The 26,987-nt window shown below is 64.1% G+C and carries 27 protein-coding genes; 15 read left to right on the top strand and 12 right to left on the bottom strand.

Going from position 1 to position 26,987, the window contains the following annotated elements; genetic code table 11:
* Nucleotides 1-7: 7 nt before the first annotated feature.
* Nucleotides 8-868, bottom strand: coding sequence for a PHP domain-containing protein (locus AC5O5R_RS07235; protein ID WP_172222648.1), 861 nt, complete (start codon nucleotides 866-868; stop codon nucleotides 8-10).
* Between the two features lie 67 nt (nucleotides 869-935).
* Between AC5O5R_RS07235 and AC5O5R_RS07230 the strand changes: the two genes are divergently transcribed.
* The 5 genes from AC5O5R_RS07230 to AC5O5R_RS07210 all read left to right on the top strand — a co-directional run bounded on the left by AC5O5R_RS07230 (nucleotide 936) and on the right by AC5O5R_RS07210 (nucleotide 4,581).
* Nucleotides 936-1,529: a septation protein A gene (locus AC5O5R_RS07230; RefSeq protein ID WP_372242420.1), complete on the top strand. Its 594-nt coding sequence runs from the start codon at nucleotides 936-938 to the stop codon at nucleotides 1,527-1,529.
* A 1-nt stretch (nucleotide 1,530) separates the two neighbouring features.
* Nucleotides 1,531-1,830: a YciI family protein gene (locus AC5O5R_RS07225; RefSeq protein ID WP_015271283.1), complete on the top strand. Its 300-nt coding sequence runs from the start codon at nucleotides 1,531-1,533 to the stop codon at nucleotides 1,828-1,830.
* A 141-nt stretch (nucleotides 1,831-1,971) separates the two neighbouring features.
* Nucleotides 1,972-2,649, top strand: a complete 678-nt coding sequence (locus AC5O5R_RS07220) for a response regulator transcription factor (protein ID WP_172287002.1) — start codon at nucleotides 1,972-1,974, stop codon at nucleotides 2,647-2,649.
* Nucleotides 2,650-2,765: 116 nt separating this feature from the next.
* The gene (locus AC5O5R_RS07215; protein ID WP_172222642.1) at nucleotides 2,766-3,182 is read left to right on the top strand and encodes a Spy/CpxP family protein refolding chaperone; all 417 of its coding nucleotides are present in this window, start codon (nucleotides 2,766-2,768) and stop codon (nucleotides 3,180-3,182) included.
* A gap of 58 nt (nucleotides 3,183-3,240) precedes the next feature.
* Nucleotides 3,241-4,581, top strand: coding sequence for a sensor histidine kinase (locus AC5O5R_RS07210; RefSeq protein WP_172222641.1), 1,341 nt, complete (start codon nucleotides 3,241-3,243; stop codon nucleotides 4,579-4,581).
* 92 nt (nucleotides 4,582-4,673) lie between these two features.
* Here the strand turns inward: AC5O5R_RS07210 and AC5O5R_RS07205 are convergent, their stop codons facing one another.
* Complete coding sequence (locus AC5O5R_RS07205; protein WP_172222640.1) at nucleotides 4,674-5,231, bottom strand: NAD(P)H nitroreductase; 558 nt, start codon at nucleotides 5,229-5,231, stop codon at nucleotides 4,674-4,676.
* A gap of 102 nt (nucleotides 5,232-5,333) precedes the next feature.
* Between AC5O5R_RS07205 and AC5O5R_RS07200 the strand changes: the two genes are divergently transcribed.
* Nucleotides 5,334-6,788, top strand: coding sequence for a TrkH family potassium uptake protein (locus tag AC5O5R_RS07200; protein ID WP_172222639.1), 1,455 nt, complete (start codon nucleotides 5,334-5,336; stop codon nucleotides 6,786-6,788).
* Here AC5O5R_RS07200 and AC5O5R_RS07195 read toward each other — a convergent pair.
* Entirely contained in the window at nucleotides 6,745-7,806 is a 1,062-nt protein-coding gene (locus AC5O5R_RS07195) for an AraC family transcriptional regulator (RefSeq protein ID WP_172222638.1), read from the bottom strand. The two genes, AC5O5R_RS07200 and AC5O5R_RS07195, sit on opposite strands and share 44 nt — an antisense overlap.
* Before the next feature lie 153 nt (nucleotides 7,807-7,959).
* Here AC5O5R_RS07195 and AC5O5R_RS07190 point away from each other — a divergent pair, with 153 nt between their 5' ends.
* Nucleotides 7,960-8,271, top strand: a complete 312-nt coding sequence (locus AC5O5R_RS07190) for an Mpo1-like protein (protein ID WP_494515133.1) — start codon at nucleotides 7,960-7,962, stop codon at nucleotides 8,269-8,271.
* An 11-nt stretch (nucleotides 8,272-8,282) separates the two neighbouring features.
* Here AC5O5R_RS07190 and AC5O5R_RS07185 read toward each other — a convergent pair whose 3' ends face one another.
* The gene (locus tag AC5O5R_RS07185) at nucleotides 8,283-9,095 is read right to left on the bottom strand and encodes a UDP-2,3-diacylglucosamine diphosphatase (RefSeq protein ID WP_494512246.1); all 813 of its coding nucleotides are present in this window, start codon (nucleotides 9,093-9,095) and stop codon (nucleotides 8,283-8,285) included.
* 201 nt (nucleotides 9,096-9,296) lie between these two features.
* Here AC5O5R_RS07185 and AC5O5R_RS07180 point away from each other — a divergent pair, with 201 nt between their 5' ends.
* Nucleotides 9,297-10,187 carry a DMT family transporter gene (locus AC5O5R_RS07180; RefSeq protein WP_494515132.1) on the top strand — a complete coding sequence of 297 codons (891 nt, stop codon included), beginning with the start codon at nucleotides 9,297-9,299 and terminating at the stop codon, nucleotides 10,185-10,187.
* On the opposite strand, the gene AC5O5R_RS07175 is transcribed toward AC5O5R_RS07180, so the two are convergent.
* Complete coding sequence (locus AC5O5R_RS07175) at nucleotides 10,188-10,469, bottom strand: Rdx family protein (protein ID WP_172285757.1); 282 nt, start codon at nucleotides 10,467-10,469, stop codon at nucleotides 10,188-10,190.
* A 67-nt stretch (nucleotides 10,470-10,536) separates the two neighbouring features.
* Between AC5O5R_RS07175 and AC5O5R_RS07170 the strand changes: the two genes are divergently transcribed.
* Nucleotides 10,537-12,723 (top strand): patatin-like phospholipase family protein, encoded by a 2,187-nt coding sequence (locus AC5O5R_RS07170; protein WP_172285758.1) that lies wholly within the window; start codon nucleotides 10,537-10,539, stop codon nucleotides 12,721-12,723.
* Between the two features lie 33 nt (nucleotides 12,724-12,756).
* Here the strand turns inward: AC5O5R_RS07170 and AC5O5R_RS07165 are convergent, their stop codons facing one another.
* Nucleotides 12,757-13,194 (bottom strand): MarR family transcriptional regulator, encoded by a 438-nt coding sequence (locus tag AC5O5R_RS07165; RefSeq protein WP_172230453.1) that lies wholly within the window; start codon nucleotides 13,192-13,194, stop codon nucleotides 12,757-12,759.
* Between the two features lie 151 nt (nucleotides 13,195-13,345).
* Nucleotides 13,346-15,493: a DNA helicase RecQ gene (gene recQ, locus AC5O5R_RS07160; RefSeq protein WP_494515131.1), complete on the bottom strand. Its 2,148-nt coding sequence runs from the start codon at nucleotides 15,491-15,493 to the stop codon at nucleotides 13,346-13,348.
* A 245-nt stretch (nucleotides 15,494-15,738) separates the two neighbouring features.
* Between recQ and AC5O5R_RS07155 the strand changes: the two genes are divergently transcribed.
* From AC5O5R_RS07155 to AC5O5R_RS07145, 3 genes are all read left to right on the top strand, one after another.
* Nucleotides 15,739-16,326 carry a YecA/YgfB family protein gene (locus AC5O5R_RS07155; protein ID WP_172230447.1) on the top strand — a complete coding sequence of 196 codons (588 nt, stop codon included), beginning with the start codon at nucleotides 15,739-15,741 and terminating at the stop codon, nucleotides 16,324-16,326.
* Nucleotides 16,327-16,333: 7 nt separating this feature from the next.
* A complete protein-coding gene (locus AC5O5R_RS07150; protein ID WP_494515130.1) occupies nucleotides 16,334-16,699 on the top strand; it encodes a YbaN family protein in 366 nt (121 codons plus the stop codon).
* A 310-nt stretch (nucleotides 16,700-17,009) separates the two neighbouring features.
* A complete protein-coding gene (locus AC5O5R_RS07145; protein WP_172226684.1) occupies nucleotides 17,010-18,368 on the top strand; it encodes a TolC family outer membrane protein in 1,359 nt (452 codons plus the stop codon).
* Nucleotides 18,369-18,408: 40 nt separating this feature from the next.
* Here the strand turns inward: AC5O5R_RS07145 and AC5O5R_RS07140 are convergent, their stop codons facing one another.
* The 3 genes from AC5O5R_RS07140 to AC5O5R_RS07130 all read right to left on the bottom strand — a co-directional run bounded on the left by AC5O5R_RS07140 (nucleotide 18,409) and on the right by AC5O5R_RS07130 (nucleotide 21,752).
* Nucleotides 18,409-19,020, bottom strand: a complete 612-nt coding sequence (locus AC5O5R_RS07140; protein WP_172285761.1) for a tRNA-uridine aminocarboxypropyltransferase — start codon at nucleotides 19,018-19,020, stop codon at nucleotides 18,409-18,411.
* 136 nt (nucleotides 19,021-19,156) lie between these two features.
* Nucleotides 19,157-20,722: a methyl-accepting chemotaxis protein gene (locus AC5O5R_RS07135; protein WP_494515129.1), complete on the bottom strand. Its 1,566-nt coding sequence runs from the start codon at nucleotides 20,720-20,722 to the stop codon at nucleotides 19,157-19,159.
* Between the two features lie 136 nt (nucleotides 20,723-20,858).
* Nucleotides 20,859-21,752: a LysR family transcriptional regulator gene (locus AC5O5R_RS07130; protein WP_172226690.1), complete on the bottom strand. Its 894-nt coding sequence runs from the start codon at nucleotides 21,750-21,752 to the stop codon at nucleotides 20,859-20,861.
* A 225-nt stretch (nucleotides 21,753-21,977) separates the two neighbouring features.
* Here AC5O5R_RS07130 and speB point away from each other — a divergent pair, with 225 nt between their 5' ends.
* Together speB and AC5O5R_RS07120 are read left to right on the top strand one after the other, a co-directional pair.
* Nucleotides 21,978-22,928: an agmatinase gene (gene speB / locus AC5O5R_RS07125; protein ID WP_003254586.1), complete on the top strand. Its 951-nt coding sequence runs from the start codon at nucleotides 21,978-21,980 to the stop codon at nucleotides 22,926-22,928.
* Nucleotides 22,929-23,060: 132 nt separating this feature from the next.
* Nucleotides 23,061-24,440, top strand: a complete 1,380-nt coding sequence (locus AC5O5R_RS07120; RefSeq protein WP_172226678.1) for a sodium:solute symporter family protein — start codon at nucleotides 23,061-23,063, stop codon at nucleotides 24,438-24,440.
* 84 nt (nucleotides 24,441-24,524) lie between these two features.
* Here the strand turns inward: AC5O5R_RS07120 and AC5O5R_RS07115 are convergent, their stop codons facing one another.
* On the bottom strand, nucleotides 24,525-24,653 hold the full coding sequence (locus AC5O5R_RS07115; protein WP_256676271.1) for a PA1414 family protein: 129 nt from the start codon (nucleotides 24,651-24,653) through the stop codon (nucleotides 24,525-24,527).
* 124 nt (nucleotides 24,654-24,777) lie between these two features.
* Nucleotides 24,778-25,671 (bottom strand): putrescine utilization regulator PtrR, encoded by an 894-nt coding sequence (gene ptrR, locus AC5O5R_RS07110; protein ID WP_172226675.1) that lies wholly within the window; start codon nucleotides 25,669-25,671, stop codon nucleotides 24,778-24,780.
* A gap of 106 nt (nucleotides 25,672-25,777) precedes the next feature.
* On the opposite strand from ptrR, the gene AC5O5R_RS07105 reads away from it, so the two are divergent.
* Nucleotides 25,778-26,950 carry an MFS transporter gene (locus AC5O5R_RS07105; protein ID WP_172226672.1) on the top strand — a complete coding sequence of 391 codons (1,173 nt, stop codon included), beginning with the start codon at nucleotides 25,778-25,780 and terminating at the stop codon, nucleotides 26,948-26,950.
* Nucleotides 26,951-26,987: the final 37 nt, after the last annotated feature.

The following is a 26,987-nucleotide window of genomic DNA, read 5'->3' as shown; positions in this document are numbered from 1 at the left end:
TTCCTGTTCATACCGCCATAGGCTGTTCATGGCTGAATCGGCGCCACAGAGGTGGCAGGTCCTCGGGCAAGGGCCGGTAGGCACCTATCTCGCCCCAGGTGCCGGGGCCGTGGAAATCACTGCCAGCGCTTGCCAGCAGGCCGAACTCTCGGGTGAGGATGGACATCGTGCCCACCTGCTCGGCTGGCATCATTCCGTTGACCACTTCAAGTGCCTGCCCGCCTGCCTGAATATAGTCGGCAATCAGCCTTCTGCGCTTGCTGCGGGTCAGGTCGTAGTGCATGGGGTGCGCCAGGCTCACCCAGGCTTTGGACTGCCGCAGGGTGGCAACGGTTTCGTCGAGGGTCGGCCAATGCTGCTTGACGTCGCCCAGCTTGCCGGCGCCCAGCCACTTGCGAAACGCTTCGCCGCGGTCCTTGACGTGCCCGGCACGCACCAGGTACTCGGCAAAATGCGGGCGCGCCGGGGCGTTGCCGCTGTCGCCCAGTTCCTGCTGCACGGCGCGGGCGCCGTCCAGCGCGCCGGGCATGCCTTTGGCCGCCAGCCGTTTGTCGATTTCTTCGGCGCGCAGCCAGCGGCCGCGGTGCAACGCCTCGATCGCTGCCAGCAAAGGCGGCGCGTCGAGCGGGAAGTCATAGCCCAGCACGTGGATGGTTGCACCACCCCAGGTGCACGACAGTTCAACGCCACTGACCCAGCGCATGCCCACGTCCCGGCAGGCCTGGCGCGCTTCAGGCAGGCCTTCGAGGGTGTCGTGGTCGGTCAGGGCCAGCGTCTGCACCCCGTGTTCAAAGGCGCGGGCAACCAGTACAGAGGGCGCCAGGGCGCCGTCGGAGGCCGTGCTGTGACAGTGCAGATCAACATTCATGGAGGAGCGCTTTCGCTGGATTCGATGTTTGTTATTATGCCGTCACATCCCGATTCTGGCTGCCATTGTGAAACAATTCATCGATTTCATCCCGCTGCTGCTGTTCTTCATCGTCTACAAGCTCGACCCGCGCCCTGTGGAGGTGGCTGGCCACAGCTTCGAATTCGGCGGCATCTACAGTGCCACGGCCATGCTGATCATCAGCTCGCTGGTGGTCTACGGCGCGCTGTTCCTGCGCCAGCGCAAGCTGGAAAAGGGCCAGTGGCTGACCTTGGTGGCCTGTCTGGTGTTCGGCGGCCTGACCCTGACCTTCCACAGCGAAACCTTCCTGAAGTGGAAGGCGCCGGTGGTGAACTGGCTGTTCGCCCTGGCCTTTGCCGGCAGCCACTTCATCGGTGACCGGGTGCTGATCAAGCGCATCATGGGCCATGCCCTGAGCCTGCCCGATGCCATCTGGGCGCGCCTGAACGTGGCCTGGATCGCGTTTTTCCTGTTCTGCGGTGCGGCCAACCTGTTCGTCGCCTTCACCTTTCAGGAATTCTGGGTCGACTTCAAGGTGTTCGGCAGCCTGGGCATGACCGTGATCTTCCTGGTGGCGCAAGGCGTTTACCTGTCGCGCCACATGCACGATGACCCCTCTACCTCCAAACCCAAGGATTGACATGCTCTACGCCATTATCGCCAGCGACGTCGCAAACTCCCTGGAAAAGCGCCTGGCCGCACGCCCGGCGCATATCGAGCGCCTGCAGCAGCTGAAGGCCGAAGGCCGTGTGGTGCTGGCCGGCCCACACCCGGCCATCGACAGCAACGACCCGGGCGAAGCGGGTTTCAGCGGCAGCCTGATCGTTGCCGAGTTCGATTCGCTGGCTGCGGCGCAGGCCTGGGCCGATGCCGACCCTTACATTGCTGCAGGCGTGTACGACAAGGTCGTGGTCAAGCCGTTCAAGCAAGTGCTGCCTTGATCTGAGACCGCATCGGCTTCTCGCGGCCGGGCCCGCGAAGAAGCTGACCGGTGCGGGCAGTTATACGGTTGCCATCAGTCTGCGGTATCTTTGCCACTGGCGGGCCGAATAGCCGCCGTCAATGGTTGAATTGAGTGAGTCATGAGCGAGCTGTTACTGATTGATGATGACCAGGAACTGTGCGAGCTGCTCGGCAGCTGGCTGACCCAGGAAGGGTTTACCGTCCGTGCCTGTCACGATGGCGTAAGCGCACGCCAAGCCTTGGCCGAGCATGCCCCTGCAGCAGTGGTGCTGGATGTGATGCTGCCCGATGGCAGTGGCCTGGAACTGCTCAAGCAGCTGCGCAGCGAGCATGCCGAACTGCCGGTACTGATGCTGTCGGCCCGCGGCGAGCCGCTGGACCGTATTCTGGGCCTGGAGCTGGGCGCCGATGACTACCTGGCCAAACCCTGCGACCCGCGTGAGCTCACCGCTCGCCTGCGCGCGGTATTGCGCCGCAGCCACCCCACCGCCACCACCAGCCAGGTAGAACTGGGCGACCTGGTGTACAGCCCCGCCCGTGGCGTGGCAAGTATCGATGGCCGCGAGATGACCCTGACCCTGTCCGAAAGCCGCATTCTGGAGGCCCTGCTGCGCCAGCCCGGCGAGCCGCTGGACAAACAGGAACTGGCGCAAATCGGCCTTGGGCGCAAGCTGACCCTGTACGACCGTAGCCTGGACATGCACGTGAGCAACCTGCGCAAGAAGATCGGCCCGCACGCCGATGGCCGTCCGCGCATCGTCGCCCTGCGTAGCCGTGGCTATTACTACTGCCTGTAGTTTGCGGGTCATGGCCATTCTTTACCGAGCCTTTACCCTTCCCTGACTGCGCTTGACGGTGATCTCCCTAGACTGTGCTCATCCGGTAATCACCGGCCTATGAAAGGAGAGACACCATGCGCAAGACCCTTATCGCCCTGATGTTCGCCGCCGCCCTGCCGACCGTTGCCATGGCCATGCCAGAAGGCGGCCCGCGCCACGACGGCCCGCATCACCGCGGTGATGCGCCTTTCCACCAGCTGGACCTGAGCCGCGACCAGCGCCAGCAGATCGGCAAGCTGATGGGCGAGCAGATGAAGCAGCGCCGCGACATCAACGAGCGCTACCTGGCCAAGCTGCCGGCCGCCGACCAGAAAGCCATGAAGGACGAGCTGCAGGCAAGCCGCGCCAAGACCGACAGCGCTGTACGCAACCTGCTCAAGCCTGAGCAGCAGAAGAAGTTCGACGAACTGCAAAAGGAACGCGCCGCCAAGAAAGCCGAATGGCAGGAGTTCCAGGCCTGGAAAGCTGAAAAAGGCAACAAGGCCCAGTAACCTGTCCGCCCAATGCCCGGCCCGCCTCAGTGCGCGCCGGGCTTTTCCCGTTTAGGAGGTGCACTTGCGTTCACTGTTCTGGCGCATCCTGGCCAGCTTCTGGCTGGCCATCACCCTGGTTGCAGGCCTGTCGATCCTGCTGGGCCACATGCTCAACCAGGATGCCTGGATACTCAGCCGCCACCCTGGCCTGAATACGCTGGCCAGCAAGTGGGCCAGACACTACGAACAGGAAGGGCTGGATTCGGCACAACACTTCCTGGAGCGGCGCAAAGACCGCTACAAGATCGACGTGCAGGTGCTCGACGACAGTGGGGAAGCCGTGGTGCCCGGCACCTTCCCGCGCCGCGCGGCCGCGTTCGAGGCGCGCCAGCACAATGACGAGCGACGCTTGCCGTGGCGTCGGCTGACCGAGGAATACACCAGCCCCGACACCGGCGAAACCTACCTGCTGATCTACCGCATCCCCCACCCGGCGCTGGATGCCTGGCACCGCGAAAGCCTGCTGTGGCCACTCAGTGCGCTGGGGATCGCCCTGGTCGTGCTGACTTTGTTCAGCCTGCTGGTGACCCTGTCCATCACCCGCCCGCTCAGCCGCCTGCGCGGCGCCGTGCATGACCTGGGCCAGTCGACCTACCAGCAGAACAGCCTGGCGCAGCTAGCCTCACGGCGCGACGAGTTCGGCGTGTTGGCCAAGGACTTCAACAAGATGGGCGCGCGCCTGCAGAGCACCCTTGGCAGCCAGCGCCAGTTGCTGCGCGACGTTTCGCATGAGCTGCGCTCGCCACTGGCCAGGCTGCGTATCGCCCTGGCTCTGGCCGAGCGTGCCGGGCCGGAGCAGCGGGAAAGCCTGTGGCCGCGCCTGACCCGCGAATGCGACCGCCTGGAAGACCTGATCAGCGAAATCCTCACCCTGGCACGGGTGGATGCCGAACAGGCCCATGCCGAACCGGTCGACATCAACGCGTTGCTGGGGAGTGTGCGCAAGGACGCTCTGCTCAGTGCGCCGGACCAGGAGGTGCGCCTTGAAGCACAGCCGGGGCTGACCTTGCAGGGCTGGCCAACCCTGATCGAGCGTGCCGTGGACAACCTGCTGCGCAATGCCCTGCGGTTCAACCCGGTTGGCCAGCCGATCGAGGTCAGCGCCGTGCGCGAGCAGGACCGGATCGTGTTGAGCGTGCGTGACCATGGGCCGGGGGCGGCAGTGGAGCATCTGGCGCAGCTTGGCGAGCCGTTCTTCCGGGCGCCGGGGCAGGACGCGCCGGGGCATGGGCTGGGGCTGGCGATCGCGCGCAAGGCGGCGGAGCGCCATGGCGGCAGCCTGGTCCTGGACAATCATCCACAGGGTGGGTTTGTGGCCAGGCTGGAGTTGCCCCTGGCGGAAGCAACCGGCAGTTGATGTGATGTAAAGGCACCCGGCCCCTTCGCGGCGATCCGATTCACCCGCGAAGAGGCCGGCAGCCCTGATCAAGCCTTCAGGCCAAGGCTGCGTTACTCACCCCAGCCACTGACGAAATCGGCAGTCTCCAGCACTGGCGCCGTACGCGGTTCGTTCAGCGGCGTACCAACGTACAGGTAACCGATCAGCTCCTCGTTCTCGTTCAGCCCCAGGCCCTTGTGCACATGGGCATCGAACGCCATGTCGCCAGTGCGCCATACCGCCCCGATGCCCTGCGCATGCGCGGCAATCAGGATCCCGTGCGCCGCACAGCCGGCCGCCAGGCGCTGCTCGGACTTGGGCACCTTGAAGTGATCCTGAAGCTTGGCAACCACCACGATCAGCAACGGCGCCCGCAGCGGCATCGCGCGCGCCTTGTCCAGGGCAGCCTGGCTGGCATCGCCCTTTTGCTGCACGGCTTCGGCGAACAGCTCGCCCAGCTTTTCACGGCCCTGGCCTTCGATGGTGAGGAAACGCCACGGCCGCAGCTGGCCATGGTCCGGTGCCCGCAGGGCAGCCTGGAACAGCGCCTCGCGCTGGGCGGCATTGGGCGCCGGTTCGGTCAGGCGTGGCACGGATACACGGTTGAGCAATGCGTCGAGAGCCTCCATCGGCTACCCTCCTGGCAGTTGAATGTGCGGCCATTCTAGCGTTTACATCACCAGACCCATAGGTAGAATGGCGCCCTTCCGTTTCGAGTCAGAGCAGATCACATGGCGTTGCCGACCTTAAGGATCATTGGTTTCATCATCGGCATCTTCCTGATCACCCTCGCCGTCAGCATGGCCGTGCCGATGGCGACCCTGGTGATCTTCGAACGCACCGGTGACATGCCGTCGTTCCTGTGGTCGAGCCTGATCACCTTTATCGCCGGCCTGGCCCTGGTGGTGCAGGGGCGACCCGAGCATGTACACCTGCGCCCGCGCGACATGTACCTGCTGACCGTCTGCAGCTGGCTGGTGGTGTGTGTGTTCGCCGCCCTGCCGTTCCTGCTTACCCAGCACATCAGCTATACCGACGCCTTCTTCGAAAGCATGTCGGGCATCACCGCCACCGGCGCCACCGTGCTCAGCGGCCTCGACAGCATGTCGCCGGGCATCCTGATGTGGCGCTCGATGCTGCACTGGCTTGGCGGTATCGGCTTCATCGCCATGGCCGTGGCGATCCTGCCACTGCTGCGCATCGGTGGCATGCGCCTGTTCCAGACCGAATCGTCTGACCGCTCGGAAAAGGTCATGCCGCGCTCGCACATGGTCGCCAAGTCCATCGTCGGGGTGTACGTCGGCTTTTCGATCTTCGGTTCGCTGGCCTTCTGGTGGGCCGGCATGAGCCCATTCGATGCGATCAACCACGCCATGTCGGCGATCTCCACGGGCGGTTTCTCCACCTCCGACCAGTCGCTGGCAAAGTGGGATATCCCCGCCGTGCACTGGGTCGCGGTAGTGGTGATGATCATGGGCAGCCTGCCGTTCACCCTTTACGTGGCGACCCTGCGCGGCAACCGCAAGGCGCTGATCCGCGACCAGCAGGTGCAGGGCTTGCTGGGCATGCTGGTGGTCACCTGGCTGGTACTCGGCACCTGGTACTGGTACAGCACCAACCTGCACTGGCTTGATGCCCTGCGCCATGTGGCACTGAACGTCACCTCGGTAGTGACCACCACCGGCTTCGCCTTGGGCGACTACAGCCTGTGGGGCAACTTCTCGCTGATGCTGTTCTTCTACCTGGGCTTCGTTGGCGGCTGCTCCGGCTCGACCGCAGGCGGGATCAAGATCTTCCGCTTCCAGGTTGCCTACATCCTGCTCAAGGCCAGCCTCAACCAGCTGATCCACCCGCGCGCGGTGATCAAGCAGAAGTACAACGGCCACCGGCTCGACGAAGACATCGTGCGCTCGATCCTGACGTTCTCGTTTTTCTTTGCCATCACCATTTGCGTCATGGCGCTGCTGCTGTCGTTGCTTGGCGTGGACTGGATGACCGCATTGACCGGTGCTGCCGGCACGGTTTCAGGTGTGGGCCCAGGGCTGGGTGAAGTGATCGGCCCGTCTGGCAACTACGCCACGCTGCCTGATGCAGCCAAGTGGATCCTGGCCGGCGGTATGCTGCTTGGTCGCCTGGAAATCATCACGGTGCTGGTGCTGTGTATGCCGGCGTTCTGGCGTCACTGAGTAGCTCGCTGTCCGCGCCCAGACGGGCGCGGTATTCGCTGGGCGTGGCATCGAACCAGCGGCGGAAGGCCCGGTAGAAGTTGCTGGGGTCGGCAAAACCAAGCAGGTAGGCGGTTTCCAGCAAGGTCATGCCGGGCTGGGCCAGATACTGTTCGGCCAGTTCGCGGCGGGTGTCGTCGAGCAGCGCCTGGAAGCTGGTGCCCTCCTCCTGCAGGCGCCGCTGCAAGGTGCGCTGCGACAGGTGCAAGGCCTGGGCCAGGGTTTCGCGCTTGGGCTCGCCCTGCGGCAGGATGCGGCACAGCACCTGGCGTACGCGGTGGGTAACGCGGCTTTCGGAAAACCGTGCCAGGTACTCCCCGGCAAACCGGTCGTGCAGCACCGCCATGGCCTCGTTGGCAGTCGGCAACGGCGCCTCCATGTCGGCCCGCTCGAACACCAGCGCATCGTGCGCCGCGCCGAACACCAGCGGCGAATGGAACGCCACCTTGTACGGCTCCACATTCTTTGGCTGCGGCCCTTGCACCAGCACCCGTCGCGGCTGCACCGGCCGGCCGCTGAGCCATTTGCACAGCGCCAGGGCGCAGGCCAACGACGCTTCTGCACTGTGCCGGGTCGGCGGCAAGTGGTCGCCGTGCACGGTGAGGATCAGCGAATAGCCCTCGGCGCCGAGGACGAAGCTGAGGTCGGAGCTTTCGGCGATGATGCGCTGGTAGCGCACCAGGCGCTCGAAGCCCTCGGCCAGCGTGCGGCTGGACATCAATGCATAACCCACCACATGGAACGACGCCGGGCGCACCACGCGCGCCATGTTCAGGCCGATGGCCTCGTTGCCCGACAGCTCCACTGCCAGCTGCCAGAGACGGGTCATGGAGTCCTGGGGGAAACGCGCGTCGGGGTCGTCAAGGGCAGCGAAGTCCAGGCCCAGCTGCTTGAACATGGCCCGGCAGTCCAGCCCTTCCAGTTCGAGTGCCTTCACAATCCCTGATGCCCAGCTGGCTGACGTGGTTCTTTCGCTCATGACAGGCTTCTTATGCTGACCGCTCCTGCGGTGAACCCCAAGGATACTCAATTGGCGCCTATTGTCACTGGTAGGCCCCGCCAGTCACTCTAGACTCGAATCAGGCTCCACGCCGTGCATCTTGTCCAGAAGTATTAATCCCGGAGCACAGCCATGAACAGCACAGCGCAGTTTCGCAGTTTTGCCGAGTTCTATCCGTACTACCTGGGGGAGCACAGCAACCCCACCTGCCGCCGGTTGCACTTTGTCGGCACCAGCATGGTGATCGCCCTGCTGGCCTATACCATCGGCAGTGGCAAGTGGTTGCTGCTGCTGGGCGTACCGCTGTTCGGCTACGGCTTTGCCTGGGTCGGGCATTTCTTTTTCGAAAAGAACCGGCCGGCCACTTTTACCTACCCGTTTTATAGCCTTGCCGGGGATTTCGTCATGTTCAGGGATATCCTGCTGGGCAAGATCCGCCTGTAGCGTGGCCGCCCCTAGGCCGGCTCCCGCTCGGCCGCCGCTGCCTGCACCTGCCGCGCCTGTGCGTCCACCAGCCGATACAACTCGATGCTGCCATCCCAGTGCTCGATCAACGCTGTGCACGACTCCACCCAATCGCCGCAATTGAGGTATTCCACCTCCCCCACCTTGCGGATCTCGGCATGGTGGATGTGCCCACACACCACCCCCTGAAAACCACGCCGGGTGCACTCGTGGGCGATGGCATCCTCGAAATCGCTGATGAAGTTCACCGCGCCCTTGACCTTGTGCTTCAGGTAGGCCGACAGCGACCAGTAGCCATAGCCGTAACGCGCACGCCAGTGGTTGAGCCAGCGATTCAGTACCAGGGTGAACTCGTAGGCGCGGTCACCGAGAAACGCCAGCCAGCGGTGGTAGCGGGTAATGACATCAAACTGGTCGCCATGGATCACCAGCAGGCGGCGGCCATCGGCAGTGAGGTGTTCGGCCTCGTCCACCAGCTGGATGTTGCCCAGCATCAGCCTGGAGTAGCGGCGCAGGAATTCGTCGTGGTTGCCGGTGACATAGATCACCTCGGTGCCGCGCTTGCTCATGGTCAGCAGCCGGCGGATCACGTTGGTGTGCGCTTGCGGCCAGTAGATACCGCTGCGCAGCTTCCAGCCGTCGATGATGTCACCGACCAGGTAGACGCGGTCGGCCTGGTAGCCCTTGAGGAACTGCGACAGGTGCTCCGCCTGGCAATCGCGGGTGCCCAGGTGCACATCGGAGATCCACAGGGTACGCACGCGTTGCTTGCGCGAGGGACGGGAGAGTTCGGCATGGGTCATGGACAGGCTCCGGCGCAGTTTGCTGGAGACTGGCAGGCGCGTGTGACAGCGCCGTGGCAAAACGGTGACGAGTGATGACTGTCAGCAGTCTTGCGACAGAACGGTTTGCCGAGCCTTTACACTTGCCTGTGCCGGCCTCTTCGCGGGCTTGCCCGCGAAGAGGCCGGTATAGTCAGCAGACATCTTCAGCAAGGACCCTTCATGAACCACCGCACTGCCCTGGGCGCCCTGCACATTGGCGCGCTGTTCTTCGGCCTCACCGGCGTCTTCGGCAAACTGGCCGCCAGCGCCAGCCCGGCAATCATCGTTTTCGGCCGCGCCGCTTTTGCCGTACTTGCCTTGGCACTGTTTGCCAGCCTTACTGGCCCGGGCTGGCGACGCCTGAGCGGCCAGGACATCCGCCGCCTGCTGCTCGGCGGTGTGCTGCTGGCTGGCCACTGGGTCAGCTTCTTCATTGCGGTAAAGGTCGGCGGCGTGGCCATCGCCACCCTCGGCTTCGCCAGCTTCCCGGCCTTTACCGTGATCCTTGAAGGCGTGTTGTTCCGTGAACGCATCCGCCGCAACGAAGCCGTGCTGGTAGTGCTGGTGAGCATCGGCCTGATCCTGGTCACGCCGGCATTCGACCTGGCCAGCGAGGCCACCGGCGGCCTGCTCTGGGCGCTGCTCTCGGGGCTGTTGTTCTCGCTGCTGTCGCTCACCAACCGCGCCGGCTCCGGACGCTTGCCGGCGGTTCAGGCAGCGCTGTGGCAAAACCTGGTGGTCGGCCTGTGCCTGCTGCCGTTCGCAGCCCCGGGCCTGGCTGACGTCGCAGCCATGGACTGGCTGTGGATCGCCTTGCTCGGCATCTTCTGCACCGGCGTGGCGCACAGCTTGTTCGTCGCCAGCCTGGCAGTGATCAAGGCGCGCACCGCCGCCGTGGTGTTCGGCATGGAGCCGGTCTATGGCATCGCGGTGGCCTGGGCGGTGTTCGCCGAGACCCCCACCGTGCGCATGCTGCTGGGTGGGGCGCTGATCATTTTTGCCATCGTGCTGTCCAGCCGCCTGGCCGCCGAACAGCCACCCAGGACGCGGCCACTGGCGGAGGGCGCCTGATCAGCGATCGTTATGGCCCAGGTCGCGCTGTGGGTCGATCTGGTCGCGCACGCGCTGCTTCAGCACCTTGGCTTCGGGGAAACCCGCGTCAGCCTTGCGCTCCCAGATCTGCACGCCGTTGCAGGTGATGCGGAAGATGCCGCCGGTGCCAGGCTCCAGCGCCACCCGGCCGAGGTCGTCGGCAAAGGTGCTGAGCAGTTCCTGGGCCAGCCATGCAGCGCGCAGCAGCCACTGGCATTGGGTGCAATAGGTGATGACAATTTCCGGCTTGCTGTCGGCCATGCTGACCATTCTCCTGGTGAGGGGCCGCTTATACTAGCGCCCTTTAGCCCACGGTTTGAGACTCACGATGCGCCGTTTGCTGTGCTGTTTTCTACTCGCCCTTGCCTCCCTGACCGCATTTGCCGCTGAACCGGCCAGGCCCAAGGTAGGCCTGGTGCTGTCTGGGGGCGCCGCCCGTGGCCTTGCCCACATCGGTGTGCTCAAGGCACTGGAGGAACAGGGGGTGCATATCGACGCCATCGCCGGCACCAGCATGGGCGCGGTGATCGGCGGGCTGTACGCCTCGGGCTACAGTGTCGAAGAGCTGGAAAAACTGGCCACCACCCTCGACTGGCAACAGGCGTTGTCCGATGCCCCGCCGCGCAAGGACGTGCCGTTCCGGCGCAAGCAGGATGACCGCGATTTTCTGGTCAAGCAGAAACTCAGCTTCCGTGACGACGGCAGCCTGGGCCTGCCACTCGGGGTAATCCAAGGCCAGAACCTGTCGCTGCTGCTGGAAAGCAAGCTGGCGCATACCGCCGATACCCGTGACTTCGACAAGCTGCCCATCCCCTTCCGCGCAGTGGCCACCGACATTGCCAGTGGCGAAAAAGTGGTGTTCCGCCGCGGCCACCTGCCCCAGGTGATCCGCGCCAGCATGTCGATACCGGCGGTGTTCGCCCCGGTCGAACTCGACGGCCGCCTGCTGGTGGATGGCGGCATGGTCGACAACATCCCCGTCGACGTGGCCCGCGAGATGGGCGTGGACCTGGCCATCGTGGTCGACATCGGCACCCCGCTGCGCGACCGCAAGCAGTTACTGACCGTGGTCGATGTGCTGAACCAGTCGATCACCCTGATGACCCGGCGCAATTCGGAAGAGCAACTGGCCAGCCTGCACCGCGACGACATCCTCATCCAGCCCTCCCTGAGTGCTTTCGGCGTGACCGATTTCGGCCGCGCCCGCGACATGATCGACGCCGGCTACCGCGCCACCCGCCTGCTCGAGCCGCGCCTGGCCGCACTGCGCCAGCCCGAGGGTGACAGCACCCTCGCCGTAGCCCGCTCGCCGCGCCAGCGCACGCCGGTGATCAGCGCCATCAGGATCGAGAACGACTCCAAGGTCAGCGATGATGTCATCCGCTCTTACATCCGCCAGCCGATCGATGCGCCGCTGGAACTCGGCCGCCTGCAGACCGACATGGGCACGCTGTACGGTCTGGACTACTTCGACCGCGTGCAGTACCGCGTGGTGCACAAGGGTGACGACAACACCCTGGTGATCAACGCCCGCGGCCGACGCGGCGGCACCGACTACCTGCGCCTGGGCCTGAACCTGTCGGACGACCTGCGCGGCGACAGCGCCTTCAACCTGGGCGCCAGCTACCGGGTCAACGGCATCAACAGCCTGGGCGCCGAATGGCTGACCCGGGGCCAGATCGGTGACCAGCAAGAGCTGTACAGCGAGTTCTATCAACCACTGGACGTAGGCTCACGCTACTTCGTCGCGCCCTACCTGGACTTCGGCTCGCAGAACATCGAGGCCACCCTGGACAACGACCCGGTCGCCGAGTACCGCCTGGAGCGCTATGGCTTCGGCCTTAACGTGGGCCGGCAGATCGGCACCAGCGGCGAGGTGCGCCTGGGCGTGGGCAAGGCGTGGGGCGAGGCCGAGGTGCGCATCGGCGATCAGGACCTGCCCAAGGTCAGTTTCAACGAAGGCTTCTATGAGTTGAAGTACTCGTTCGACACGCTCGACAATGTCTACTTCCCGCACCGGGGCGAGGACATCAGCCTGACCCTGCGCAAGTACGACAAGTCACTGGACTCCGACCAGGACTACCGGCAGTGGTTGTTCAACCTGGACAAGGCCATCAGCAGCGGGCCGAATACCTTCGTGCTGGGCGGGCGCTACGGGCGCACGCTGGATGCCACCGAAGTGGTGACGTCGAGCTTCGTGATGGGTGGGGCGCGTGAGCTGTCAGGTTTCCGCCAGGACTCGCTGTCGGGGCAGAACGTGAGCCTGATGCGGGTGGTCTACTATCGCCGCCTGACGCCGCGGGCCTATGTGCCGCTGGACTTCCCGCTGTACATCGGTGGCTCGCTGGAGCGTGGACGGGCGTGGAACAACGACAACGAATTCGACAGCGGGTACATCAATGCGGCGAGCGTTTTCCTGGGCCTGGAAACACCACTAGGGCCGTTGAACCTCAGCTACGGGGCCAACAGTGCGCATGAGCATGCGGTGTACCTGAACCTGGGGCATACCTTCTGAATTGCCGGGGCTGCCTTGCAGCCCCAATGGCCCTCAGGATTTCTCCAGGTTGGCCAGGATCTTGGCATGCACCCGCATGCACACCTGCAGGTCGGCTTCTTCCACGCCGGTAAACAGCTCCAGCCGCAGCTCATTGGCAATGGTTTCGATCTGCTCGATCAGCGGCTTGGCCGGTGGGCACAGGTGGATCTTCTTCGCCCGCCGATCTTCCAGCACCGCCTGCCGACGCACCAGCCCCTGTGCCTCCAGGCTGTCGAGCAGGCGCGCCAGGGTCGGGCCTTCGACGCCAACGCTCTGGGCCAGTTCACGCTGGGTTGGCGCTTCTTCGAAACGGGCCAGGTGCAGCAACACCAGCCAGCGCGCCTGGGACAGGTTCAGCCCGGCCAGGCGGCGGTCCAGCTCGGCGCGCCAACCCCGAGACATCTGGGCCAGCTGCATGCCAAAGCGGTGTTGGTTGTCGGTCAGGGGCATATAGCAACTCATCGAATGGATCTAATTATTAGGCAGCTAACCATGCCCCGCCGCACGAGGCAAGGCTCGGGGCCGGTTGTTTGCCCGATAATCGTCAAAAAGCATGACAAAGATCAGCAGATGGCGGTTCTGCCCTCGAACTTGCTACCGGCTACATCTCGAACTCGGCCGCCAGCGCCGCGCGCACGCAATACAGCACGCCCTCCGGCACCCGCGCACCGAACAGCGGGGCAATGGCCGACACCGGCGGCAGCTCGCCTTCGCCATCGAGGAAGGCATCCTGCACTTCCGCCAGCAGGTCTTCCGGCAGGTCCAGGGCCTGGTCCAGGCTCAGCTCCTGACGGCCCAGCGCTTCGGCCAGCAGGCTGTACACGTTTTTCTCACTGCAGTTGAGCTGCCCGGCGATCTGCGCCGGGGTCATGCCGGCGCGGGCCAGGCTGACCAGCTCGTGGCGCAGGTCGAGCACCACTTTCGGCGCCTCGTCGGTACCGCCACTGCTGTTGAGCACTTCGAGAAACGCCTGGCCATAGCGCTCCAGCTTTCGCGCACCCACACCGCTGACCTGAGCCATGTCGCTGAGGCTGACCGGCTGGCTGCGCAGCATCTCCAGTAGCGTCGAGTCGGGGAAGATGACGTAGGGCGGTACGCTGTGTTCTTCCGCCAGCTTGCGCCGCAGGGTGCGCAACGCTTCCCACAGCTCGCGCTCTTCGGCCCGCACCAGCTGGCTGGCCGGGCTGCCGCCGCTGGACGACGAGGTCTTGGCGGTGGTCTGCGGCTTGAGGTCGCGGCGCAACTGCAAGGTCACCTCGCCGCGCAGCAGTGGCCGGCAGCTGTCGGACAGGCGCAGGCCACCGTAACCCTCGAGGTCGATGTCGACCAGGCCGCGCGCCACCAGCTGGCGGAACAGCGAACGCCACTCGACCTCGGCCATGCCCTTGCCAACGCCGAATACCGACAGCTTCTCGTGGCCGAAATTGCGTACTTTGTCGGTGTCCTTGCCCAGCAGCACATCGACCAGGTGGCCGACGCCATAACGCTGGCCGGTGCGGAACACCGCCGACAATGCCTGGCGGGCCGGCTCGGTGGCATCCCAGGTCTGCACGTTGTCGACGCAGTTGTCGCAGTGCCCACAAGGCTGCTCGAGGGTTTCGTCGAAATAGGCCAGCAGCGACTGGCGACGGCAACGGGTTTCTTCGCACAGGGCCAGCATGGCGTCGAGCTTGTGCTGCTCGATGCGCTTGTGGCGCTCGTCACCTTCGGAATTCTGCAGCATCTGCTTGAGCATCACCATGTCCTGCAGGCCGTAGGCCATCCAGGCATCGGAAGGCAGGCCGTCACGGCCGGCACGGCCGGTTTCCTGGTAATAGGCCTCGAGCGACTTGGGCAGGTCGAGGTGGGCGACGAAGCGCACGTTGGGCTTGTCGATGCCCATGCCGAAGGCAATGGTGGCGACCATGATCAGGCCTTCCTCATTGAGGAAGCGGTGCTGGTTGGACGAGCGCGTTTCGGCAGCCAGGCCGGCGTGATACGGCAGCGCGGGGAAGCCCTGGTCGCAGAGGAACGCGGCAGTTTCGTCGACCTTCTTGCGTGACAGGCAGTAGACAATGCCGGCATTGCCGCGGCGCTCGCCAAGGAAGGCCATCAGCTGTTTGCGCGGCGCCTCCTTGGGCACGATACGGTAGAAGATGTTGGGCCGGTCGAAGCTCGACAGGAACCGCTCGGCGCCTTGCAGGTGCAGGCGCTGGACGATTTCTTCGCGGGTGCGCATGTCGGCGGTGGCGGTCAGTGCAATGCGCGGTACATGCGGGAACAGCTCGGCCAACTGGCCCAGCTGCAGGTACTCGGGACGGAAATCGTGGCCCCATTGCGACACGCAGTGGGCTTCGTCGATGGCGAACAGCGAGATGTCCAGCTCGCGCAGGAAGTCGAGCATGCGCGGCTGCACCAGGCGCTCCGGTGCCAGGTACAGCATCTTCACCTCGCCACGGCGCAGGCGCCCGGCCAGTTCGCGCTGCTGCTCGGCGGTGAGCGTGGAGTTGAGCGCAGCCGCCGCCACCCCCAGTTCGTCGAGGGTGGCCACCTGGTCGTCCATCAGCGCGATCAGTGGCGAGACCACCACCGTCAGGCCCGGGCGCAGCAGCCCCGGCACCTGGAAACACAGCGACTTGCCGCCGCCGGTGGGCATCAGCACCAGGGCATCGCCGCCATTGGCCACGCATTCGATGATCGCTGCCTGGCGCCCGCGGAAACTGTCGTAGCCGAAGATGTCCTTGAGAACGCGCTGAGCCTGTTCGAGCATGTGCAACTCCACAAATCGCCGTACCATCCGGGATACAGGCTGGACGAAAAAACCGTCCCGCACACGCCGAATGCGTAAGCGGTTTTTACCAGACAGCTGGTAGAAGCTGCCCCACGGTGAAAAATGGCGGAGTATACCGCAGCGCTGCACCGTGCAGGGCACCACCGCGATAGACGTTCCTTTGCCCCGGCGCCGCCGCAAGGTGCTAGAATTCGTTATCGTTTATTCCCCAAGGTAGCCCTGTAATGTCCTTCGCCGAGCAACTGACCCGCCTTCAAGCCTTCCTCGACGCCGACGAGCTGCACGAAGAAGCGCTGGATTATGTCGCCGCACACGGCTACCTCACCGCCCTGTCGATCAACGCCGAGGACGTGCCCGAGCGCGAATGGATCGATGCCCTGTTCGCCGAAGAGCCGCATTACGCCGGCGAAGCCCAGCGCACCGAGATCGAAGCTACCCTGGTCGCGCTCAAGGCGCATATCGCTCGTCAGCTGGCCAGCGAAGAAGAATTCGACCTGCCTTGCGAACTCGACCTGACCGATGAGCCGGACGATTCTGACCTGCGCGGCTGGTGCATCGGCTTCATGGAAGGTGTGTTCCTGCGCGAGGAAGCCTGGTTCGACCGCGACGAAGAAGAAGTCAGCGAAATGCTGCTGCCGATCATGGTCGGCTCGGGCCTGTTCGACGAACAGCCGGAGTTCGCTGACATCGCCAGCAACGCCAACCTGCAGGACGACATGATCGTACAGATCCCCGAGGCGCTGACCGCGCTGTTCCTGCTGCTGCACGCCCCTGACGAAAAGCCTGCACTGCTCAAGCCACGCCACCACTGAGTCACCTGTGCGCTACCTGCTGCTGGCCATCGGCTGGCTCAGCGTCGCGCTGGGGGTGTTGGGGATATTCCTGCCGGTTTTGCCCACCACCCCGTTCCTGCTGTTGGCGGCGGCCTGTTTTGCCCGCAGCTCGCCGCGCTTTCACCACTGGCTGGTCTACCACCCCAAGCTCGGGCCGTGGATTCGCGACTACCTCAGTGGCGAGGGCATCCCCCTCAAGGGCAAGGTCTACGCCATCGGCCTGATGTGGGCCAGCATTGGCCTGTCGTGTTACCTGGTGCCGCTGTTCTGGGCGCGCCTGTTCATGTTGACCAGTGCTGTGCTGGTCAGCCTGTATATCCTCAAGCAGAAAACCCTGCCGAATCGAAAGTGACAATATTTTGTCGCCAAATATCACTTTCGCCTAAACGCCCTCTTCTTTATCCGAATTAGTTCTGGAACCGCCTCAGACCTTTGAATCCATTGGTTTCCATGGCATTTGACGGTTGCATTTGCAGCCCGTGAACGGAGCGATGATAGACAATAAAAGTCTTACATGGCAGTTTGATATGAGTAAATCTTCTTATCTATCGCGTTGAATGTACTTAGCTGTGTTGTTAAAAACCTGCAACACTATACGCATTCTTTTTATCGTCATTTTTTTGGCGAGCAGCAGGATAAATTCCAGATCAGGGAGATGTACCATGCGCGTTTTGAACCCCATCACCAGTGCATTACTGTTGGCCCTGGCAAGTGCCAACGTACAGGCGATGTCGATCACCGAGGCCGTCCAAAGCGCCGTGGACTACCACCCGCAAGTCAGCTCCAACCGCAACAGCAAGCTGTCGGCCGATGAGGATGTGAAGTTTGCGCGTGGTGGCTACTACCCTTCCGTGGACCTGGTCGCGGGCTATGGTCGCCAGCGTTCCGACAACGCCACCACCCGCGCCCAGGGCAACCATAACAAAGAGACCCTCAGCTACACGCAGTCCGAGCTGCGCCTGCGGCAGATGATTTTCGATGGTTTCAATACCTCGAGCGAAGTCGGTCGCACCGAGGCGGTGTCCACATCCCGCGCTTATTACACCCAGGCAGTGGCCCAGGACGTCGCACTGCGTGCCACCGAGGTCTACCTCGAAGTGCTCAAGCGCCGCGAGCTGGTAACCCTGGCCCGCAACAACCTGCAAGCCCACCTGCGCGTCAACGACCAGATCGGCCTGCGCAACGAGCGTGGCGTCGGCAGCACCGCCGACCTCGACCAGTCCCGCGCACGTCGCGCTCTGGCGGAAAACAACCTGGACACCGCAGAAGTAGACCTGGCCGACGCCGAGGCCAACTTCTTCAGCGTGGTCGGCCGCATGCCTGACGAACTGGAAGACCCGGTGTCGATCAAGGTGCAAATGCCTGGCAACCTCGAAGAAGCCCGCGAGGGCATGCGCCAGAACAACCCGTACATCAAGTCTGCCCAGGCTGACGTGAATGCCGCCGAGCAGCAGTACGAAGTCGCCAAGTCGACCTTCTACCCACGCTTCGACGCCATTCTGGCCACCGGTGCCAATAACAACACTGGCGGCGAGAAAGGCCACAACAACAACGACTGGCAAGCCGGCGTAGAGATGAACTACAACCTGTTCCGTGGCGGCAGCGACAAGGCGCGCCTGCAGTCCGACGCGCACAAGATCAACCAGGCCCTGGACATCCGCAACAACGCCCTGCGCGAGCTGACCGAGAACCTGAGCCTGGCGTGGAACGCCATGAATAACGCAACCAAGCAGTTGCCGACCGCGCGTGAATACGCCGAGACCACCAAGCGCGTGCGTGCCGCCTACCAGGACCAGTTCGGCCTGGGCCAGCGTACCCTGCTGGACGTGCTGGACAGTGAGAACGAGCTGTACAACGCCGACCGGCGCTACACCGAAGTGCGTTATACCGAAGAGTTTTCGCGCTACCGCGTACTGGCGACCATGGGCGAGCTGCTGAGCAAGCAGCGCATCTCGCTGCCGCCAGAGGCGCTGGCTACCTCCGAGGTACGCACCGAGGCGCGTCTGCCTGAGATGCGCTGATCGGATTTAGATCGCGGGGCCACTTCGCGGCCCCCTGCCCTCACTCGGTGCCATGCTCGGTGTTATGGTTGCGCTGGAATGTCTCAACACCCATGGCCCTGATCTGCCCTTCGATCAACGCCTCGAACGGTGCCAGCAGTGCATCAAAGCAGGCCGGTTGCTCCAGCGTATTCAGTGCTCCTGCCACCGCCTCGATAGTCGACAGCGCGCCCGCTTCCGGCGCCTTGCGCAGGCGATAGCGTGAAGGGGCCACGTCGCCCAGCGTCACCCGTGGCAAGGCCTCCAGTATCGGGTTCAGGTACAGCAGCTTGCGCGCCTTGCGCCAGGTGCCGTCTGGCACGATAAGCAGCAACGGCTCGTTATCTTCCTTGCCATAGCCCCTCAGCACCTGAGCATCATCACCCGGAAACAGCAGGGCCGGTCGGTAACCCGGTGTTGCCAGCAATTCACCCAGGTCATCGAACACTTCCCCGATCCGCAGCTCGGCATTGTTCAGGCCAAGGGCAGCCAGGCGCGCAGTGTTCAGTGCATGGGCGGTTTCACTGGGATGCTGCAGCAGGATGACGCGGGTGCGGCTGTCGAGCGCGGGGATCAGCGGGCAGAGGCAGTGGTCGAGCGGGCGCTGACAGCGCCCGCAGCGGGGTCTGGGCATCGGGTTCTCCTTTTACGGGAACAGTTTGCCACAGAACCGGGGCCCGCTTTGCGGGCCTTTCGCCGGCAAGCCAGCTCCCACAGGGAGCGCGTCGGGCTTGAAGGCGAAAGGGCTGCAGAGCAGCCCCGCCGCTATTTCAACGGTTGAACCGCTCCGCCAGGCTATGCAGGTACTCCGCCATGCGCTCCAGGTCCTGGCTGATTTCAGCCCCCTGCCTGGCCTGCCCCGCACTCTGGTCACACAGCTGGGCGATGCGCACGATCTGCTGGTTTATGTCCTCCGCCACATGGGTCTGTTGCTCCGACGCCGTCGCCATCTGCTGGCTCATGCCGGTGATGCGGCTGACCGCCTGGGCAATCCCGCTCAATGCCCCCTGCACCGCCTCGACGCTGTGCACACTGTCCCGCGAGATCTGCTCGCCGCGGTTGGCAGTACTCACCGCCCGCTCTGCGCCAGCGCGTAATGAAGCGATGATCTGGTGGATTTCCTGGGTCGAGGCGCGGGTGCGCTGGGCCAGCGAACGCACCTCGTCAGCCACCACGGCAAACCCACGCCCTTGTTCACCGGCCCGCGCGGCTTCAATGGCGGCGTTGAGCGCCAGCAGGTTGGTCTGTTCGGCAATCGAGGTGATCACATCGACCACGCTGCCAATCGACTGAGTCTGTTCGGCCAGGGCATTCACCGCCTGGCCGATGTCACTGACCGCATCGCTCATGCTGCCCATCGCTTGCAGGCTCTTCAACGCCAGTTCGCTACCCTGCTGCGCCAGCTGGTCGGCATCACCGGCAGCATGCGCCGTACTCTGCACGTTGTGGGTGACCTGCTGGATGGTCGCCGCCATCTGCGCAATGGCCGTGGCGGACTGGTCGGTCTCGCTGCGCTGGCGGTCGAGCATCTGCGCCTGGGCATCCGACAGCTCGGACGATTGCGCCGCCCGCGACTTCACCCCGACGCCGGCGTCCACCAGACGTGTCAGCGCCGTTTGCAGGCGGGCTTCTTCGCTGATGATGGCCAGGTCGAGCTGGCCTTGCAGGCCCGGGTTGTCACTGTAGGTAAGCGCCACCAGCGGGCTGGTGAACGCCTTGGGGTGCTCGGCCAACGTGCGGCGAATGGCCTGGTTTTGCCGATGCTCGACCAGGTACCAGGCCAGCAGCAAGCTGGCCATGAGCACGCCGAGCGCCGCGTAGGCCGGCAACCACAGGTAGCCTGCCGCCGACAGCAGCCCGGCACCGATCAATGGCCAGCCGTGGGCCAGGCCATGCCCCAGGCGAGCCGCCCACGACACCGCTGGGCGACCGTCGCGCAGACGCGCATACAAGGCTTCGGCGCGGTGGATCTGTTCGCGTGTGGGTACGGAGCGCACCGACTCGTAGCCACTGATGCGGCCCTGCTCGTAAATCGCCGTGACATAGGCGCTGACCCAGTAGTAATCACCGTTCTTCGCCCGGTTCTTGACCACCCCCATCCACGGTTTGCCCTGCTTGATGGTCTCCCACATATGGCCGAACACCGCCGCTGGCATGTCCGGGTGGCGCACCAGGTTGTGCGATTGGCCGACCAGCTCCTCGTAGGTGAACCCGCTGATCGCCACGAAGGCATCGTTGCAGTAGGTGATGCGGCTGTTGAGGTCCGTGGTGGAGATCAGGCGTTGGTCGCTGGAGAAGGTTCTTTCGTGCTCGTTGACGGGCAGATTCATGCGCATCTTCGGCGATCCTTGCAGGATGAAATGAGGGGAAATCATCAGCGCACGTTGATGTTTAGCAGAGCGCTATCAGGTTAGCGGTCGGCTTTTGCCAGAATTTAACATCGCCCGACGGAATGCATGCAGGCGTCGCCGCTCAGCCCACATTCAGCTGGCTTTTCAGCAGGTCGCGGAAGGTCTGGATCAGCGGTTCGCGGCTGCGTCCCCGGCGAATGATCAGCGAGAACGGTGCCTGATAGCCAAAGGTCGATGGCGACAGCACGCGCAAGTCGCCCTTGTCGACCCAGGCCTGGGCGTAGTGCTCGGGCAGGTAGCCGATATAGGCGCCGGAGAGGATCAGGATCAGCTGCGCCTCCATGCTCTCTACCGTTGCCGCGCTGTGCTTGAAGCCGTGCCGGGCCAGCTCGGCCTGGCTCCAGTAGCCGCGCCCGACCATCCGCTGCTGGGTCACCACCTGCTCGGGGATGCGCCGCTCGGCAAACAGCGTGTGTCGGCTGCTGCAGTACAGCCAGTGCTGCTCGCGGTACAGCGGTTGATACAGCAGCCCGCTCATGCGCGAGGAAAAAGCGCCAATGGCCAGGTCAAGGCGGTTGTCCTGCACGCCCAGCTGCAACTCGTAGGGGCTGGACACCGACAGGTGCAGGTGCACCGCCGGGTGCTCCTGGCTGTAGGCACCGATGGCTTCAGCCAGCGGCAAGGCACTGTCGCCAACGGTGGAGTCGATCACCCCCAGGTTGAGGGTGCCACGCAATTCGCCCTTGAGCGCTGCGGCGTACTGCTCGAACCCGTCCAGCTCGGCGAGCAGGCGCAGGGTTTCCTGATGGAATAGCTCGCCTTTGCTGGTCAGGCTGAAACCGCCACGCCCGCGGTGGCACAGCACGATTCCCAGGGCGCCTTCGAGCTGGCTCATGTAGGTGCTGATGGCCGAGGTCGACAGGTTGAGATCGCGCTGGGCGTTGGCAAAGCCCTGATGGCGCACCACGCTGATGAAGATGCGCAGCAGTTTCAGGTCAGGCAGGGTCGAGGCCATGGTGCAGCGGTTCCGCAGTGTCATTTGCGCGCAGTCTAACCGCTCTGCCAACGATTAGTTTAGAAATTCCTGAACTAAGTATTTGCCGGTAGCGATTCTTCCCGCGCACTACCTTGCGCAAACTCGGCCGAAATGTCCCTGCCCGCCGGCACGATCACACTTGAAAGGCGCGCGGCGGCACAGGTTCGAACAAACACAACAATCGACCGACTGATGAGGCCCACTGTGGACAAGACTCTCCACCAACCACTGGGCGGCAACGAAATGCCGCGTTTCGGCGGCATCGCCACCATGCTTCGCCTTCCCCACCTGCAAAGCGCCGAGGGCCTGGACGCTGCCTTCATCGGCGTACCGCTGGATATCGGTACCTCGCTGCGCTCCGGCACCCGCTTCGGCCCGCGCCAGATCCGCGCCGAATCGGTGATGATCCGCCCGTACAACATGGCCACCGGTGCCGCGCCGTTCGACTCGCTGTCGGTCGCCGACATCGGTGATGTGGCGATCAACACCTTCAACCTGCTGGACGCTGTGCGCATCATCGAAGAAGCGTACGACGAGATCGTCGAGCACAATGTGATCCCGATGACCCTGGGCGGCGACCACACCATCACCCTGCCGATCCTGCGTGCCCTGCACAAGAAGCACGGCAAGATCGGCCTGGTGCACATCGACGCCCACGCCGACGTCAACGACCACATGTTCGGCGAGAAAATCGCCCACGGCACCACCTTCCGCCGCGCCGTCGAAGAAGGCCTGCTCGATTGCGACCGCGTGGTGCAGATCGGCCTGCGCGCCCAGGGCTACACCGCCGACGACTTCAACTGGAGCCGCCGCCAGGGCTTCCGCGTGGTCCAGGCCGAAGAATGCTGGCACAAGTCGCTGGAGCCATTGATGGCCGAAGTGCGGGAAAAAGTCGGCGGTGGCCCGGTATACCTGTCGTTCGACATCGACGGCATCGACCCGGCCTGGGCGCCTGGCACCGGCACGCCGGAAATCGGCGGCTTGACCACCATCCAGGCGATGGAGATCATTCGCGGCTGCCACGGCCTGGACCTGATCGGCTGTGACCTTGTCGAAGTCTCCCCGCCTTACGACACCACCGGCAACACCTCGCTGCTCGGTGCCAACTTGCTGTTCGAAATGCTCTGCGTGCTGCCAGGCGTGGTGCGTCGCTAGTCCCGCTTGACCCCGGCAGGAGCCATATGGGAGGGCCACTGAGGCCCGCCAACACAAAACCAGACCGCCGGGCGCCGTGCAAACGCCCGTGTGGTCGATCTCGCCATAATAAAGATAATCGGGAGACCCCCAATGGCCTTGGACATCATTGTTGTAATGATCTACACCGCCGGCATGCTCGGGCTTGGCTGGTATGGCATGCGGCGTGCGAAAACCCATGAAGACTATCTGGTGGCCGGGCGCAACCTCGGCCCGGTCCTGTACATGGGTACCATGGCCACCACCGTGCTGGGTGGCGCGTCCACCGTCGGCACCGTGCGCCTGGGCTATGTCCATGGCATCTCCGGGTTCTGGCTGTGCGCAGCGCTGGGCCTGGGCATCATCGCCATCAACCTGTTCCTCGCCAAACCGCTGCTGCGCCTGCGCATCTTCACCGTGACCCAGGTGCTGGAGCAGCGCTACAACCCGACCGCTCGCCAGGCCAGTGCGGTGATCATGCTGGCTTATGCCCTGATGATCGGCGTGACCTCGACCCTGGCCATGGCCACCGTGCTGCAAGTGCTGCTGGACCTGCCGTTCTGGGCGTCGCTGCTGCTCGGTGGCGGTGTGGTGGTGCTGTATTCGACCATTGGCGGCATGTGGTCGCTGACCCTGACCGACATCGTCCAGTTCGTGATCAAGACCGTCGGCCTGATGTTCATCCTGCTGCCGGTGTGCCTGTACAAGGCCGGGGGCTGGGACACACTCGTGGCCAAGCTGCCGGCGGCCAGCTTCCAGCTGACCAGCATTGGCTGGGACACCATCATCACCTACTTCCTGATCTACTTCTTCGGCATCCTCATCGGCCAGGACATCTGGCAGCGGGTGTTCACCGCCCGGGACGAGAAGGTCTGCCAGCGTGCGGGTACCATCGCCGGTGTCTACTGCGTGGTGTATGGCCTGGCCTGCGCCGCGATCGGCATGGCCGCGCATGTGCTGCTGCCCGACCTGGCCAACCCGAACAATGCCTTTGCCGAGATGATCAAGAGCACGCTGCCCGATGGCATCCGCGGCCTGCTGATGGCGGCAGCCCTGGCCGCCATGATGTCCACTGCCAGTGCCGGCCTGCTGGCTGCATCCACCACAGTCACCGAAGACTTGCTGCCCAAGCTGCGCGGTGGCAAGCAGTCGAGCCTGGGCATGAGCCGCCTGTTCACCCTGCTCACCGGGCTGGTGGTGCTGGGTATCGCGCTGATGGTGAACGATGTGATCAACGCCCTGACCTTGGCCTACAACCTGCTGGTCGGCGGCATGCTGATCCCGCTGATCGGGGCCATCTTCTGGAAACGTGCGACCACAGCAGGCGCCATCGCCAGCATGTCGCTGGGCTTTGCCACCGCGCTGCTGTTCATGTTCAAGGACGGGCTGGAGGCCAATACGCCGATCTACTACAGCCTGGCGATCGGCCTGGTGAGCTTTGTGGTGGTGAGCCTGGCTTCGCGCAAATCAGTGGCGGCGGTAAAGCTGGCCTGACAAAACCCGCCCGGCAGGCATCACACGACTGACAGAAACAGAAAGGCCGTTGCACCCACCCAGGTGCAACGGCCTTTGCTTGTATCAGCGACGACGCGGTTGGCGCTTGCGCTGCTCTTCATCAGTCGGGATCGGCACCGGCTGCAAGGGTGGTGGAATCAGCCCCAGGGCGACCGCCAGATCGTGGAGCCAGTTTGACAGTGGTCTATTCATATTGCCCCCTTGACGGGTCAGCCTCACGGTAAATCAATCCTGCGATGTTTCATACAGATCATAGCCTGATGTCCTGTAGAACGCATGCCTCTGGTATTACAGATACGGGCCATTTTGACGTGGATCAAGGCGTAACGGTGCATTCCGACGACTGGTTAATCGTTTCGCTTTGTTGCAGGTGGATCCACGCCTGCAAATTTGCCCCACGCATGCCCTGCCGCCACATCAGCCAGGTGACGGCCTGATCGAACGGCGCCTGCAGCGGATACACGCTAACCCGGTCACGCCCAGGCAGGCTGTCGAGCATCGAACGGGCCATCATCGCCACGCCCGCGCCCGCGATCACACAGGCCAGCATGCTCTGGTACGACTCGATCTCCATCACCCGGCCCATTGGGGTATGGGCATGGGCATACCAGGCTTCAAGGCGCATGCGGTACGAGCAGCCCTGACGGAACGTGAACACCGCCTTGCCCGCCACATCCTTGGCGGTATGCACGGCCGGGTGCTCGGGGCTGGTGATCAGTACCAGTTGTTCATCGCACAGCGGCACGCCATCCAGCCCGGCCAGGCTGGGCGGGCCGTCGATCAGGGCAGCGTCCAGGGTATGGTTGAGCAAGCCTTCCAGCAACTCGCCACTGGGCGCTGCACGCACCTGCAGGTTTACCGCCGGGTAGGCCTGGTGGTAACGCGCCAGCAACCCCGGCAAATGGGTCGCGGCCGTGCTGTACATGGTACCCAGCACAAAATCGCCGGCCGGCTGGCCACCCCGCACGGCAGCCAGCGTCTCGTCGCGCAACGCCGACAGACGGTTGGCATAGTCCAGCAACACCTTGCCGGCTGGCGACAGCTGCAGGCGCTGGCGTTCGCGCAGGAACAGCTCGACGCCCAACTGCTCCTCGAGTTGGCGCAACCGCGTCGACAGGTTTGACGGCACACGATGCAAGCGCTCGGCGGCACGGGTAACAGAACCCTCTTCGGCCACGGCCTGGAAGATACGCAGCTGGCTGAATTCCACGGCATTCTCCAAAACAGAACAACTTACTCATCATTATTCAATTTTATTGAAAAAGAAACAGCCCTAACCTGCCAACCATCGCTTACATCCGCGCAGGAGACTCGTCATGTCACCCCTCACTCAACTGCTGGCCAGCGCCGTTGCGCTGATGATGGCCATGGGTATCGGCCGTTTTGCCCTTACCCCGCAATTGCCGCAACTGATCGCCGAAGGCCAGTTCGACCTGACGGTCGCGGGGCTGGTGGCGGCCGCCAACTACCTGGGCTACTTCGTGGGGGCGGTAGACGCCATGTTCGCCCGCTCGCCCGGCCAGGTGCGCCTGCGCCTGCATGGCGGGCTGTGGCTGTGCGTGGTGCTGACGCTGGCTTCATGGGCGGCAGACGGGTTCTGGAGCCACCTGTTGCTGCGCTTTGGCACCGGCGTGGCGAGTGCCTGGGTGTTGGTGATGATCACCAGCCTCAGCCAGCAGGTGGCCAATGCCAATAACCGCCAGCGCCTGGGCGCCCTGGTCTTCGCCGGACCCGGCCTGGGCATTGCCTTGACCGGGCTGCTGGCGCTGGTTGCGCACCTGCTGGGGCTGGGCTCGGCGGCGCTGTGGCTGATCTATGCCGTGGCGGCGCTGGTGATGCTGCTGGCAGTCCGGCCTTGGCTGCCCCGGGCGCTGCAAGCGGCGCCTGTGCTGACGCCTGCGCATCAGGGCCCGACCCGCAGTGTCGGTATCGGCCGGTTGGGGCTGGTGTATGCGCTGTACGGGGTGGGCTACATCCTGCCGGCCACGTTCCTTTCGCAGATGGCCAACCAGCAGTTGCGCGGGCAGTGGCTGGCTGATCTGTTCTGGCCGGCATTTGGCCTGGCAGCGGCGCTTGGTGTGCTGCTGGTGAGCTTGCGCCGCAGCGGTCCTACCTCGACCTGGCTGACCGCCACCCTGTGGCTGCAAGGGTTGGGTGTGCTGGCCTGCCTGGTGGGCGGGGGTGTCGGGCTGGCGTTGGGTGTGGTGCTGTGTGGCGGCCCGTTCCTGGCGTGCATGCAGCTGGTGATGCAGCGTTCGCGGGAACTGGCGCCGCATGCAACACAGCGCAATGCCGGTTTGCTCACGGCGTGCTTTGCCCTGGGGCAGTTGAGCGGGCCGTTGCTGGCAGCGGTCAGCAGCCATTACAGCGGTGGGCTGCAGCCGGCGCTGATGATAGCGGCAGGTGGCCTGGCGGTGGCCGGGGGGCTGGTGCAATTGGCCGGCAGCAGCAAGGCCGCATGCGCCTGCCCCAGCAAGGTTGCATCCTGAATCGGGTTGCCTGTACCGACCTCTTCGCGGCGGTACA

The sequence above is a fragment of the Pseudomonas sp. 8_5_2 genome (genome assembly GCF_059295255.1).
This window is presented reverse-complemented; position numbering and strand designations above follow the sequence as displayed.

Coding starts and splice junctions, on each gene's coding strand:
- AC5O5R_RS07200 (WP_172222639.1), top strand. CDS start 5,334: ATGGCGTTGCCGACCTTAAGGATCATTGGTTTCATCATCGGCATCTTC.
- AC5O5R_RS07215 (WP_172222642.1), top strand. CDS start 2,766: ATGCGCAAGACCCTTATCGCCCTGATGTTCGCCGCCGCCCTGCCGACC.
- AC5O5R_RS07220 (WP_172287002.1), top strand. CDS start 1,972: ATGAGCGAGCTGTTACTGATTGATGATGACCAGGAACTGTGCGAGCTG.
- AC5O5R_RS07145 (WP_172226684.1), top strand. CDS start 17,010: ATGCGCGTTTTGAACCCCATCACCAGTGCATTACTGTTGGCCCTGGCA.
- AC5O5R_RS07180 (WP_494515132.1), top strand. CDS start 9,297: ATGAACCACCGCACTGCCCTGGGCGCCCTGCACATTGGCGCGCTGTTC.
- AC5O5R_RS07140 (WP_172285761.1), bottom strand. CDS start 19,020: ATGCCCAGACCCCGCTGCGGGCGCTGTCAGCGCCCGCTCGACCACTGC.
- AC5O5R_RS07135 (WP_494515129.1), bottom strand. CDS start 20,722: ATGCGCATGAATCTGCCCGTCAACGAGCACGAAAGAACCTTCTCCAGC.
- AC5O5R_RS07105 (WP_172226672.1), top strand. CDS start 25,778: ATGTCACCCCTCACTCAACTGCTGGCCAGCGCCGTTGCGCTGATGATG.
- AC5O5R_RS07185 (WP_494512246.1), bottom strand. CDS start 9,095: ATGACCCATGCCGAACTCTCCCGTCCCTCGCGCAAGCAACGCGTGCGT.
- AC5O5R_RS07225 (WP_015271283.1), top strand. CDS start 1,531: ATGCTCTACGCCATTATCGCCAGCGACGTCGCAAACTCCCTGGAAAAG.
- AC5O5R_RS07195 (WP_172222638.1), bottom strand. CDS start 7,806: ATGAGCGAAAGAACCACGTCAGCCAGCTGGGCATCAGGGATTGTGAAG.
- AC5O5R_RS07175 (WP_172285757.1), bottom strand. CDS start 10,469: ATGGCCGACAGCAAGCCGGAAATTGTCATCACCTATTGCACCCAATGC.
- AC5O5R_RS07130 (WP_172226690.1), bottom strand. CDS start 21,752: ATGGCCTCGACCCTGCCTGACCTGAAACTGCTGCGCATCTTCATCAGC.
- AC5O5R_RS07235 (WP_172222648.1), bottom strand. CDS start 868: ATGAATGTTGATCTGCACTGTCACAGCACGGCCTCCGACGGCGCCCTG.
- AC5O5R_RS07115 (WP_256676271.1), bottom strand. CDS start 24,653: ATGAATAGACCACTGTCAAACTGGCTCCACGATCTGGCGGTCGCCCTG.
- AC5O5R_RS07155 (WP_172230447.1), top strand. CDS start 15,739: ATGTCCTTCGCCGAGCAACTGACCCGCCTTCAAGCCTTCCTCGACGCC.
- recQ (WP_494515131.1), bottom strand. CDS start 15,493: ATGCTCGAACAGGCTCAGCGCGTTCTCAAGGACATCTTCGGCTACGAC.
- AC5O5R_RS07170 (WP_172285758.1), top strand. CDS start 10,537: ATGCGCCGTTTGCTGTGCTGTTTTCTACTCGCCCTTGCCTCCCTGACC.
- AC5O5R_RS07165 (WP_172230453.1), bottom strand. CDS start 13,194: ATGCCCCTGACCGACAACCAACACCGCTTTGGCATGCAGCTGGCCCAG.
- AC5O5R_RS07120 (WP_172226678.1), top strand. CDS start 23,061: ATGGCCTTGGACATCATTGTTGTAATGATCTACACCGCCGGCATGCTC.
- AC5O5R_RS07205 (WP_172222640.1), bottom strand. CDS start 5,231: ATGGAGGCTCTCGACGCATTGCTCAACCGTGTATCCGTGCCACGCCTG.
- AC5O5R_RS07190 (WP_494515133.1), top strand. CDS start 7,960: ATGAACAGCACAGCGCAGTTTCGCAGTTTTGCCGAGTTCTATCCGTAC.